Consider the following 12,550-nt stretch of genomic DNA (forward strand, 5'->3'; position numbering starts at 1 on the left):
ACTATGAAAGAAGAAAAAGCAGGTGAAACACCACAGTGGAAAAATGATTTCCCTATAGACAAGGAGGAAGCTACCCACGTTTCCAGAAGAGAGTTTGCCAAGTTCCTCACCCTATTCTCCGGCGCACTTGCCCTTGGAAATGGAGCTATTGTGCTCAAAAGCATCGCCTTTCCTGAAAAAGAACTGGAAGGCCAGCATTTCATTTGTGAAGAAGGTCAAGTTCCTATGGGCGAAATGCTCCAATTTGAGATTGAGGGCGATAAGGTCATTCCTTATATTCTGATCCATTTGGAAGATGGAGAATGGAGGGCCTTTGAACAGAAATGTACGCACTTGGCCTGTGCAGTCATTTACCGAAAAGATTTAAATTTGATTGAGTGTCCATGTCACAAGGGCTATTTTGATCCCAAAACTGGTGTTGTGACCCAGGGTCCACCTCCTAGACCTTTGCCTCAATTGGAAGTAGTGATTGAAAATGGGAAAGTGTTTGTCAAAGCTAAAAGCCATAAAGCCTAAACGATATGAGTAATTTCAGATATTCCCAAAAAGAAGCACACCCTAATAAAACCAATACCCTGATGACAGGCATCACGCTATTACTGATTCTATTGGTCAGTATTCAGATTTGGTTATTATATTCGGCATTGAACAATGCCCTGACAGATAATTTCAATATTGCATTGGGAACATTTATCGGTTCATCGGTATTGTTTATAGCAGCAGCTTGGCTTTTACGCTATTTACCTGAGCCAAGAAAACCCAAAATCAAAGAATAAAAGCAACATGCTCCAAGATCGGTTTCAACGTGTACATGATTACCTAAGAATCTCTCTGACAGATAGCTGCAACTTCCGTTGTACTTATTGTATGCCTGAGGAAAATATCCAGTGCATGCCCAATGCACATCTGATGCAGCCGGATGAAATCGAGACCATTGCCAAAATATTCGTTTCACTAGGTGTGAAAAAAATCAGACTGACAGGAGGAGAACCAATGGTTCGCAAGGAGTTTGCCGAAATTGTAGAACGATTGGCAAAACTTCCTGTAGAACTCACCCTTACAACCAATGGGGTCTTGGTTCATCAATATTTAGGTCTTTTCAAAAAAGCCGGTATCCGGTCATTGAATGTAAGCTTGGATTCTCTCAAGCAAGAAACATTCTTCAAGCTAACCAAAAGGGATAAATTCCAACAAGTCTGGGACAACATAGAATTACTTCTAAAACATGATTTTCGTATAAAAATCAATGTAGTTGCACTTAATGGTATTATTGAAAATGAACTTTTGGATTTTGTAAAAATCACCAAACAACTTCCCCTTCATGTAAGGTTCATAGAGTTTATGCCCTTTGCTGGCAATCTTTGGGATAGTTCGAAGGTGCTGACTGCTCAGAAAATGTTAGATATGGTCAAAGAAGAGTTTGATGTAGTCAAACTCAAGGACGAACCCCATGCCACGGCCAAAAAATACAAAGCAATTGGTCATGAAGGCACTTTTGCTTTTATTACGACTATGAGCGAGCATTTTTGTGGTAGTTGTAATCGTATGCGAATCACTGCTGATGGCAAAATGAAAAACTGCCTTTTCGGAAAAGAAGAAATGGATCTTCTCGGTACCCTGAGAGCGGGTAAGGAAATTGAACCACTGATTCGACTCTCTCTATACAACAAACATGCTGCATTAGGCGGTCAATTTTCCCCTGATTACCAAAAGGCTGAAGCTGACAAAATCGAAAATCGTAGTATGATTAAGATTGGGGGATAAAAAGGATATTAATTGATATTAGTGGATATTGATGGATATTTTGAGGGGAAGTTTGTTTTTGAAATATGGTAGAAATACAATTGAAATATTTAGAAATAGAAATACTATTGGATATTTTGGGTAAAGTTGGTTTTGGAAAATGATGGATATATGATTGAAAAGATGTAGTTCTAACCTCTAACCCTGCTTTAGCTTATAAACCTGGCAGGTTGATCTAATCTGCTACTTTGACAAAGTAAGACTAATCAGTCAAAGAAGTTCCAAAAAGAAAAAATAGAAGAAGCCCATTTTAGTAAAATACAAATATGATCTCAGTCAATCAGGCTAAATCAATACTTCAAAAGCACACCCCTTCAGCGAAATCTAACATTTTACCGCTCGAAAAAGCCATAGGCTTGATCTGCACCAAAGACATTCATTCCCCGATTGCAGTTCCTTCTTTTGACAATTCAGCGATGGATGGCTACGCTATTAGCTGGGATGATCAGCAAGAGCCATGGCAAGTGGTATCAGAAGTAGCTGCTGGAGATGGTGAATTTCATGTATTGCAAAAAGGCCAAGCCAGTAGAATTTTTACCGGAGCCCCGATACCTAAAGGAGCGGATACTGTAATCCCACAAGAATGGGTTGAAAGAGATGGAAATCAAATTACATTTGACAAAAGCAGCTTCACAAGAGGCAGCAACGTTCGTCTAAAAGGAGCTCAGACGGAAGCTGGAGGTATTATTTTAAAAAAAGGTGCGCTAATCAACCCCGGCGGCATAGGTCTTTTAGCATCTGTGGGGATTGCTGAAATTCCTGTGTACAGCCCTCCAAAAGTTGCGGTAATTATCACTGGAAACGAATTGCAAGAGCTGGGAAAGCCCCTATCTTTTGGCCAAATTTACAATTCAAATGGACCTGTTCTGCAAAGTTACTTAAATACCTTAGGTGTAGAGGAGGTGCAGAGTACGCAAGCCATTGATGAACCACATGAATTGCAAAAAGCCATAGAAAACTCCCTTGCAAACGCTGATATCCTGATTCTTTCTGGCGGTATTTCTGTCGGAGATTATGACTATGTAAAAACAGGATTAACAAAAGCAGGAGTTGAGGAATTATTTTACAAAATAAAACAAAGACCCGGGAAGCCCCTTTACGTTGGGATTTTGGGTGAAAAATTAATCTTCGCCTTACCAGGTAACCCTGCTTCTGTCATTACTTGTTTCAATCAATATGTCAAGCCATCACTTTTACAATACATGGGGCATAAGAATTCCTGGCAACCTACAGCAAAGCTTCCTTTGGCCGAACCTCTAAAAAGAAAAGCGGGACTCACTTTCTTCCTAAAAGCCAAGATTGAAAATAACCAGGTGCACATCTTGACTGGGCAGGAATCATTCAATCTGATCTCCTTTGGAGCAGCTGACTGTTTTGCTGAAGTTGCAGAAGAAACTGAAGAGATGGCGGCAGGCTCTTTGATAAATGTGTATCATTGGTAATAACATGGACGAGGCTTGGATTATGCTATTCGTCTTGATGCCTTTGGCTGCATTCCTCTATGCGGCAGTTGGGCATGGTGGCGCCAGTAGCTACCTGATGTTTTTGGCACTTTTTAATTTTGCTCCAGAGCAGATTCGACCTACAGCTTTGATGCTGAATATGGTGGTATCCCTGCTTGCATTTTTAGCATATCGGAAAACAGTTGCATTTCCTACTAACCTATTCCTTTCTCTAATTATCTTTTCCATCCCTGCTGCATACCTAGGGGGAACGATTTTAGTCGATACTGTTCTATACAAGCAAATATTAGGGATGCTTTTGTTCTTCCCAATCCTACGTTTTTTAAATGTATTCCCAATAGCCAAAGAGCGGGTAATTCAAAGAGTATGGTGGATGGCACCAATATTAGGCATTTCGATAGGTTTCTTTTCTGGCTTGATCGGCATAGGAGGTGGTATCATCCTATCTCCCATCTTGCTAATGCTGGGTTGGACCTCAATGAAAGAAACTGCTGCATTGAGTGCCTTATTCATCTTCTTCAACTCAGTAGCTGGATACATAGGAGCTGATGCAGTAAATATTTCCATCGATGCTAAGCTTTGGTATTTGATGCCCTTGACTGTAGCTGGAGGAGCGATTGGCGCTTATTTGGGAGCAAAGCGCTTCAATGTAAATGTTGTAAAATACATCCTTACAACCGTCCTTTTCTTTGCTGCTATAAAATTAATTTGGGCATGAAAGAATTAGAAATTTACATTTTGGCAGGCGGAAAAAGCAGTAGAATGGGCAGTGACAAAGGTCTGGTCAAAATCACTGGTAAGCCTATGATTCAGTATTTGATCGAATCAATAGGTACTCTTCCCTACCCTCTTCGAATAATCGCACATGACCCTGCATATCGGCAGTTTGACCTGAAAGTTATTGAAGACACTATCCCAGAGAAAGGCCCACTTGGAGGGTTATTAACCGCTTTGACTAATGCTAAGGGAAATAACGTTTGCCTTTTAAGCTGTGATATGCCTTTTTTAAAGACAGAAACTTTGAATGCTTTGATCACTCAATCCAGAGAAAACTACATCACAGTTTCAAGGTTAAAAGACAGAACACTCCCCTTTCCAGGAGTATACCCAGAAAGCTTAATTTCCGCCGTTGAAGAGCATGTGGTCAACGATAAATTAAAACTTCAAAGTTTCATCCAAGAAAAGCCCCATCAATTTTTCGCTTTGGATGAACGCCATAAATTAAGCCCTATAGAATTTATAAATATCAACACGCCAACAGACATAGCCCAAGCTGCAACTTGGCTGAAGAAAAATCATTGATTATCTTAAACGGTAAAGGAAAAAACTAAAACCTCAAAACTATGCAGGAACAAATCAACTCTCTTTCCTACAGAATGCTTTTTTTGAATACCTTGGCATTCACTATCTGCTTTGCTGTTTGGACTTTCAACGGGGTCATGGTGACTTACCTGACCGACAATGGAATTTTTGAATGGGGTCCTGTAGAGATTGGCTGGCTTTTGGGAATCCCGATTTTGACAGGAGCAATTTTCAGACTTCCCTTGGGAATTCTTACGGATAAATATGGAGGGAAATGGATTTTTGCTGCTTTGTTACTATTCTGCGCCATCCCCATGTACCTGATTTCTTTTGCGGACAGCTTCATGTTTTACGCAGTCCTCAGTTTTTTCTTTGGATTTGCCGGTGCTGGATTTGCAGTTGGTATAGGCTATACTTCTGTCTGGTTCCCAAAAAGCTGGCAAGGTCGAGCACTGGGGATTTTCGGTGCAGGGAATGCAGGAGCGGCATTGACCACCCTATTGGCTCCTACCCTTTTGAATAATTTCACAGCTAATGGATTAAACCCTGAAAACTGGAGGCTTTTGCCTCAGTACTATGCCGGGGTTTTGGTTGTGATGGCATTGGTTTTTATGTTCTTTTCAGTCAATAAAAAATCAAACGCCCCTGCACGAACCATGGCAGTGATATTAAAACCGCTTCAAAGCATCCGCGTGTGGCGATTTGGCTTTTATTACTTCTTGGTATTCGGTTGCTTCGTAGCTTTTGCCCAATGGCTCGTACCATACTTTGTCAATGTATATGGAGCAAGCTTGGTTGTAGCCGGACTATTTGCTTCCTTATTCTCCTTTCCTTCCGGAGTGATTCGTGTACTTGGTGGGTGGATGAGTGACAAGTTAGGTGCAAGAAGAGTCATGTTGGGGACTTTTAGATGGTCGATTATCTTAGCGGCACTTTTGATGGTTCCCAAAATGGACATCATTACACCTGGAAAGGGCATCATGGCTACACAGGCTGGTGAAGTAAGTGGAGTTACAGACCAAGCAATTGAAGTGGGGAATAGAAATTATGCGCTGGCTTCAAAAGATGACGCAATGGAGCGAATGAATGATCCATCCGCTACTGCTTCTTTTTTACCACATAAATATAGCTGGCAAGAACCGGTAGTAAGGCCTGGACAGGAAGTTGGAAAAAAAGAATTGTTAGCAAAAGGGGTTACACAGATTTCTTTTGAAGCAAACATGTGGGTGTATGCCGTATTGGTATTGTTGATTGGGATAGTTTGGGGAATAGGCAAAGCGGGAGTTTACAGGTTTATTCCAGACTATTTCCCCAATGAAGTGGGAACCGTTGGTGGTATGGTTGGGGTAATCGGAGGTTTGGGAGGTTTTGTTTGTCCCATCCTATTTGGCTATTTGTTGGACTGGACAGGCCTTTGGACCAGCAGTTGGATCCTGATGTTTATCCTTTCTGTAGTGTGTTTGTTTTGGATGCTAAGAGTCACAAGAAACATAGTCAAAACTGAATCTCCAGAAATCGCCCATAAAATTGATCGGGTGGAGTGAAAGAATGTTTATCTTTGAAAAAAGCCAAGTAACATTATTATGAAACTATTAGCCTTCGGAAAAATAGCAGAGATCATTGGAAAGCAGGAGATAGAAATTGAAAATTTTCCAAATACGGATATCCTAGTGGGCTATTTGCAACAACAATACCCCGCATTGAAAGACCTTAAATTCAGCATTGCCATAGATAAAAAACAAGTCAACGGAAATATAAGCATAGCCACAGGTGCTGAGGTAGCTTTGCTGCCACCATTCTCCGGAGGGTGATCCATGGATAGATTTGAAAGACAATATATACTCCCGGGATTTGGTCCCGCATCACAGCAAAAACTCAGAAAAACTTCAGTTCTGATTATAGGTGCCGGCGGTTTGGGTTGCCCAGCTTTACTTTACCTCAGCGCAGCAGGAATTGGAAAAATCGGCATCATAGACGGGGATGTGGTTTCCCTATCCAACCTTAACAGACAGGTCCTGTTCGGAAAGGAAGATCTCGGAAAAAACAAAGCCGAAACAGCTGCCAAAATCATCCAGAAAAAATACAATGACATAGAGGTAGAAGCTTTCCCCTATTTCCTGACGAAAGAAAACATTCTGGGCATCATCCAAAACTACGACCTGATCATAGATGGCTCGGACAATTTCCACACGCGGTATTTGGTCAATGATGCTTGCCTGATCGCTGGCAAACCTTTGGTTTTCGGCGCCATCTATCAGCACGAGGGACAAGTAGCTATTTTCAATGCAAAAGGACCCCATTCTATCAATTACAGGGACCTCTACCCCATACCACCATCAGCTCGTGAAGTACCCAACTGCAATGAAACAGGCGTATTGGGTGTGCTACCAGGGATCATCGGAACGTGGATGGCTGCAGAATGTATCAAATACCTGACTGGATATGGGAACTCGCTTGAAGACAAAATGCTCTTCTACGACCTGCAAAACCACAATTCCTATCAGGTTCAACTTGCCAAAAATCAAGACAGCAATCAAAGCAGGCCAAAAAACCATTCCGAACTCCAAGAAATGGACTATCAGGACTTCTGTGGCTTGAGTGCACAAACGGATTGGGAAGCTGCTTTGAGCTTATTGAAAAACGCCAATCATTCCGTATTGGTGGATGTTCGGGAACTTGGAGAACAACCGGAACTGGACGATATTGACCACCTCCAGATTGCTTTGGCTGACCTACCCAATTCCAGAAGTCAGCTAGCATCCTTTCAGAACATCCTCCTTTTCTGTCAATCAGGAAGCAGAAGCCTGAAAGCCGTCGACATGCTCAAAAGTCAGTTTCCTGATAAAAATATTCAATCTGTTGAAGGGGGAATTTTAAGGTACCTTTTTGATTGAAATAAGATATTGATTGATATTAGATACTAATGGATATTATGATACAGAAATATGCTATGCGAAATCGTAGTGAAGCGGAGATCCCGAGAGCGAAGTGATTCGGGATATAGTAGAAATAGAATGGAAATATGCTTCGAAAAACCTGAATGAAACACGAAGACAAACCCTATTTCAACAATATTTCTATAATATTTCCACCATATTTCTATCAAATTTCTATCAAAAACAAGCCCCAAAGAGCCAAAACCAATAATACCTTAGTGTCTTAGCACCTTTGTGGCAAAAACCATTATAACTCAGTGCCTTTGTGGCCTAAATAAAAAAAACCATGGAAAAGAAAAGAACACCAAAAAACATATTTGTAGAAGGAGCGATCTCTCCTGATAAAATCGCGAAATCCATCGCCAATCATAGCACAAAAACAAATATTGGCGGACATAGCATCTTTCTCGGACAGGTTAGAGCTGATGAAAAAGAAGACGGATCGGTAGTGGCTATTGAATATAAAGCCTATGAAGACATGGCTTTGCAACAGGCCTTCGAAATCCGTGAAGCCATCTTTGCCAAATATCCATTGACCTGCATGCATATTTACCATAGCTTGGGCGAGGTCAAAACAGGAGAAATCTGCCTCTTTGTCTTTACTTCCTCCAAACATCGCAAAGCTGCCATCGATGCCTGTGAAGAACTCGTCGAGCGCATCAAAAAAGAATTGCCCATCTGGGGAAAGGAAATCCTGGACAATGAAAAATCTGAGTGGAAGGTGAATACTTGAAAATTAGATATTGATTGATTTTTGATATTAATGGACATGTATATCCGCAATTATACCCCTAACCAATTTAAATAAGGGCCTATTTAAATCCGATACTAATAGATATTGGATATTCATTGATATTGGCTATAAATCGCAGGTTTGTTCCATTATTTAGGTTCTACTTGTAAGTTAGCGGATAAACATGATAATGGATATTGAATTCGAAGCAAACCTAAAACTCAAGATATTGAAGCAAATAATATAGAAACAATGAGTCAAATTGCCTAAATCGATATTGATGGATATTGGATACTAATGGATAATGGTTCCGAAGCATCCCATAAGCCTAAACATTAAAGCTATTGGTATCGAAGTTTTGGGTTAAATTTGAGGGTAGTAGATATATTTCATGCTGACCTAATATCCCAATATCGCAACAGCTAATATCCATCAATATCTAACCCTTTTCCCTACTTACTTCATATAAAGCTAAAGATATAATGATCAACATCACCCACAAATCCACCACCCTTAGAAAAGCCATAGCGCAGGCCATTGTTAAAGTGAGTTCGGACGAAACCATCGCCGCTGTGGTCAATAAAACAGTGCCCAAGGGAGATGTATTTGAAATGGCCAAGGTGGCGGGACTTTTTGCTGCCAAGCGTACTGCTGACATGATTCCGGATTGCCATCCTCTTCCTGTGGAGTTTACTTCCGTGAATTACGAAATCAAAGGTTTGGAGATTTATGTCTTGGTAGAAATCCACACCATCTACAAAACAGGCGTGGAGGTGGAAGCCATGCATGCTGCATCTGTGGTGGCCCTGACCATGTATGACATGCTCAAACCCATAGACAAAAACATCAGCATAGAGCAGATCAAGTTAGTGGAGAAAAAAGGGGGAAAAACAGATTATGCCAAAGACAAGGAGCAAAACCTCAAAGCCGCTGTTATTGTCTGTTCGGACAGCATAGCTTCAGGGCAAAAGGAAGACAGGGCAGGCAAGGTAATAATCCAAAAATTAGAAACTTCAAAAGTCAGCATTGAAGATTATTCCATCATCCCTGACGAAAAAGAAAAAATCCAAAGCAAGCTCAAAGGATTTATTGAGGTAGGCATGGACATGGTCATCTTTTCAGGAGGTACAGGACTTTCACCGAAAGATGTAACCCCCGAGGCCATCAGACCGCTGATAGAACGGGAAGTACCCGGTATAGAAGAGGCTATCCGCAGCTATGGGCAAGCCCGAATGCCCTACTCCATGCTCTCCAGGTCTGTTGCTGGCTTGATCGGCAACACCCTCGTACTAGCCCTACCAGGATCAACCAAAGGCGCCGAAGAATCTATGGACGCCATTTTCCCTGCTGTTTTACACCTATTCAAAGTTTTGGAAGGGCCTAAGTATAGGCATTGATCTTTTTAATCCTGTGGTCAAAAAATAATTAAGGATATTTTTGTCCTTAATTAAATAAAGGATACATTTGTCTTATAATAAGGGGGAGATGTTTTCAAAAACCTGTAAATACGCCATCAATGCCATGATCTATGTGCCCGGTAGTTCTTCTGAAAAAGAAAGGACAAACCTGAAGGAAATATCTAAAGCCATTGTTTCTCCAGAAGCATTCACTGCCAAAATCCTTCAAGTATTGGTAAAGAACAAGTTATTGATTTCGGTAAAAGGACCTCATGGTGGTTTTTCCATGAATGGAGACCCTTCCAAAATATTTCTTTCTTGGATAGTGGACGCTATAGATGGGGACATGCTTTTTACAGGATGTGCCCTAGGATTAAAAAAATGCGCAGAAGAACATCCCTGTGCAGTACATTACAAATTCAAGGCAATCCGGGAACATCTCACAGGAATGCTCCACTCTACCAGTCTCACAGATATGGCAGATAGGGTGAATAATGGTATCAGTTTTTTAAAACATTAAACTATTAAAAGATATAAGGATCCTTAAATATTAATTAAAATGGAAGCATTAGAAAAAAGAAAAGTCGGAGGAATAGTCGCGGAAAATTTTAAAACAGCTAAAATTTTCACAGCCTATGGCATTGATTTCTGCTGTAAAGGCGGAATAAGCATTCAGGATGCTTGCGAGAAAAACGGAGTAGTTTTGGAAAACCTGCTCAATGATCTGAAAAGCGAATTGACTCATGCCCAAAAGCCCACGCATACAGCAATGTCTCTCACAGAGCTTATAGACCATATCATCAGCACACATCACTATTATGTGGAGTCGAGTCTATCGCCAATCAAAGCCTATCTTCAAAAATTGAGTCAGGTACACGGAGACCGACACCCTGAACTGCATGAAATCAAAGATTTGTTTTTTGAAGCTTCAGATGGCCTTACGGCCCACATGAAAAAGGAAGAACTTATCCTTTTCCCCTTTATCAAAGCCATGGAAACAGCTGAAGAAAATGGCTTCCCCCTTTCCCAACCCCATTTTGGCCATATTGTCAATCCCATAGCCATGATGGAGCATGAACATGACACTGAAGGTGACAGGTTTAGACAAATTTCCCAACTCAGCGGCGGTTATAATACTCCTGCTGATGGATGTCAGACCTATCGGGTTGCTTATGCCATGTTGAAGGAATTCGAAGAAGACCTTCACACCCACATCCATTTGGAAAACAACATCCTTTTCCCCAAAGCAAAAGACTTGTATCAAACCATGTATAGCGAATAAATCGAATGAAAACCGCGCATCAAAACTTAGGTGTAGAAAGCCTTTCTAGAAATGGAGCCAGGCTGTTGCCCAACATGTGGATAAAATGGGCGGTTTTCTTCTTTTTCGTTGCAGCCCTTTTTGGATTGGCTTTGAGGTATTTTTTTATTGGTCACCTGCCAGCGTTCGTGGATTACAAAAATATTCTCCACGCACACTCCCATTTGGCACTTTTGGGCTGGGGATACTTACTGGTTTCAGGTATGTTGCTGTTTACTTTTGTTCCTCAACCGTTAAGAAGGAACTCTTATAAAATCATTCTTATTCTGAACATCCTAGCCAACTTGGGAATGATGGCTACCTTCCCGGTTCAGGGCTATGGTCCAGGTAGTATAGCTTTTTCAACACTTCATTTGCTTGTTTCTTATGTTTTTTCCTTTCGCTTTTTAAAAGATATCAAGGGCCTTACAAGCACCCCATATCTATCTCTGATCAAATATGGGGTACGATGGATGGTCTTATCATCTGTTGGTTTATGGTCTATTGCACCTGTAGGCATTATCCTTGGAAAACTTCATCCGCTTTACCACCTCAGTGTACAGTGGTTCCTACATTTCCAACTACAAGGCTGGTTTGTCTATTGCCTTTTAGGCTTGTTACTTTTTTTCCTCAAAAAAGGGAATAATCTCCTCTCTTTTTCCAAAAAAGAGGAACTGTACCTGCATCTATCACTTTTCCTCACTTTCGGAGGCACAATATTTCACAGCTATGCGTGGATGGGCTGGTATTGGCTCAACCTAATAGGTGTTGGACTTCAGGCATATGTTTTATTTAGGTTGCTTTTGCCTCTATGGAATTGTACTTTCTCCAATTTCTATCTAGCCGAAAAATGGGTAAAGAGGCTGATTGCTTTGGGCATTATTAGCTTGTTGTTAAAAGCTACCCTACAACTAATATTGGTTATTCCTGATGTTCTGGCGGCTTCTCATTACATAAGAAGCTATGTGATAGCCTTTATACATTTGATACTGTTAGGGGCGGTGACATTTGGAATTGGCGGTATGGCCATACAATCCCGGATTTTTCCCAGCAATACCGCCAGCATCTCAGGATGGTATATTTTGGCTTCGGGATTTCTTATTACAGAATTGTTGCTCTTTGGTCAAGGAACCCTGGCTTGGGCCAAATGGGGCAGTATTCCAGCATATCACCAGATTATGTTCTTCGGCTCTTTACTTTTTCCCATAGGCCTAGGCATGGTTTTCGTTTCCTTTTACACCAAAGGTCAAAAGGACCTGCTATGCCCCAGCACATCCAATCTGACAACTAAATCAAAAAATCATGAAAAACCGACTAAGACAGTTTCTCAAAAGCACTCTTCCACTTTTTCTCTTGGTAATGATCCCATTTCTGAGCTTTGGACAAAAACGACCTGACCTACCAAAACCACAGGGGCCTATAGATCTCTCCGACCCTACCAATATTCTTCTTTATATCATCATACCCGCAATTATTCTAATTGCATTTTTCGTCTTCCGAAAAAGGATATTTAAAGTAAAGGAAGAACAAAAGGAAAGACTTAAAGAAAAAAATCAGGAAAGAAACAAAGAAAATTAAAAAAGGGGTTTGCCACTAACAAACCCCTTAACCTTTTT

The 12,550-nt window shown here is 40.9% G+C and carries 14 protein-coding genes; all 14 read left to right on the forward strand.

Features of this window, described 5'->3' with window-relative positions; all coding sequences use genetic code 11:
* The first annotated feature begins 3 nt into the window (after window positions 1–3).
* The 14 genes from EGN73_RS18570 (at window position 4) to EGN73_RS18635 (ending at window position 12,331) form a co-directional block, all read left to right on the forward strand.
* Entirely contained in the window at window positions 4–516 is a 513-nt protein-coding gene (locus EGN73_RS18570; RefSeq protein ID WP_009034393.1) for a QcrA and Rieske domain-containing protein, read from the forward strand.
* A 5-nt stretch (window positions 517–521) separates the two neighbouring features.
* A complete protein-coding gene (locus tag EGN73_RS18575) occupies window positions 522–776 on the forward strand; it encodes a DUF6755 family protein (protein ID WP_219293154.1) in 255 nt (84 codons plus the stop codon).
* Between the two features lie 7 nt (window positions 777–783).
* Complete coding sequence (gene moaA, locus EGN73_RS18580; protein ID WP_219293156.1) at window positions 784–1,764, forward strand: GTP 3',8-cyclase MoaA; 981 nt, start codon at window positions 784–786, stop codon at window positions 1,762–1,764.
* 305 nt (window positions 1,765–2,069) lie between these two features.
* Window positions 2,070–3,245 carry a molybdopterin molybdotransferase MoeA gene (locus tag EGN73_RS18585; RefSeq protein WP_009034396.1) on the forward strand — a complete coding sequence of 392 codons (1,176 nt, stop codon included), beginning with the start codon at window positions 2,070–2,072 and terminating at the stop codon, window positions 3,243–3,245.
* Window positions 3,229–3,984 (forward strand): sulfite exporter TauE/SafE family protein, encoded by a 756-nt coding sequence (locus tag EGN73_RS18590; RefSeq protein WP_235062791.1) that lies wholly within the window; start codon window positions 3,229–3,231, stop codon window positions 3,982–3,984. Before EGN73_RS18585 ends, EGN73_RS18590 begins: the two co-directional genes overlap by 17 nt.
* Entirely contained in the window at window positions 3,981–4,568 is a 588-nt protein-coding gene (mobA, locus tag EGN73_RS18595) for a molybdenum cofactor guanylyltransferase (protein ID WP_009034398.1), read from the forward strand. The genes EGN73_RS18590 and mobA overlap by 4 nt, the downstream gene beginning before the upstream one ends.
* A 41-nt stretch (window positions 4,569–4,609) precedes the next feature.
* The gene (locus EGN73_RS18600; RefSeq protein WP_014772542.1) at window positions 4,610–6,112 is read left to right on the forward strand and encodes an MFS transporter; all 1,503 of its coding nucleotides are present in this window, start codon (window positions 4,610–4,612) and stop codon (window positions 6,110–6,112) included.
* 39 nt (window positions 6,113–6,151) lie between these two features.
* Complete coding sequence (locus tag EGN73_RS18605) at window positions 6,152–6,379, forward strand: MoaD/ThiS family protein (protein WP_219293158.1); 228 nt, start codon at window positions 6,152–6,154, stop codon at window positions 6,377–6,379.
* 3 nt (window positions 6,380–6,382) lie between these two features.
* Window positions 6,383–7,462: a HesA/MoeB/ThiF family protein gene (locus EGN73_RS18610; protein WP_219293160.1), complete on the forward strand. Its 1,080-nt coding sequence runs from the start codon at window positions 6,383–6,385 to the stop codon at window positions 7,460–7,462.
* Window positions 7,463–7,790: 328 nt separating this feature from the next.
* Window positions 7,791–8,237: a molybdenum cofactor biosynthesis protein MoaE gene (locus tag EGN73_RS18615; RefSeq protein ID WP_219293162.1), complete on the forward strand. Its 447-nt coding sequence runs from the start codon at window positions 7,791–7,793 to the stop codon at window positions 8,235–8,237.
* 482 nt (window positions 8,238–8,719) lie between these two features.
* A complete protein-coding gene (gene moaCB / locus EGN73_RS18620) occupies window positions 8,720–9,634 on the forward strand; it encodes a bifunctional molybdenum cofactor biosynthesis protein MoaC/MoaB (RefSeq protein ID WP_219293164.1) in 915 nt (304 codons plus the stop codon).
* Between the two features lie 88 nt (window positions 9,635–9,722).
* A complete protein-coding gene (locus EGN73_RS18625) occupies window positions 9,723–10,154 on the forward strand; it encodes an RrF2 family transcriptional regulator (protein WP_219293166.1) in 432 nt (143 codons plus the stop codon).
* A gap of 39 nt (window positions 10,155–10,193) precedes the next feature.
* The gene (ric, locus tag EGN73_RS18630; RefSeq protein ID WP_219293168.1) at window positions 10,194–10,916 is read left to right on the forward strand and encodes an iron-sulfur cluster repair di-iron protein; all 723 of its coding nucleotides are present in this window, start codon (window positions 10,194–10,196) and stop codon (window positions 10,914–10,916) included.
* A gap of 5 nt (window positions 10,917–10,921) precedes the next feature.
* Window positions 10,922–12,331 (forward strand): cytochrome c, encoded by a 1,410-nt coding sequence (locus EGN73_RS18635; RefSeq protein ID WP_219293170.1) that lies wholly within the window; start codon window positions 10,922–10,924, stop codon window positions 12,329–12,331.
* Window positions 12,332–12,550 lie beyond the last annotated feature (219 nt).

The organism is Arthrospiribacter ruber, assembly GCF_019343195.1.
Classification (GTDB): Bacteria; Bacteroidota; Bacteroidia; order Cytophagales; family Cyclobacteriaceae; genus Arthrospiribacter; species Arthrospiribacter ruber.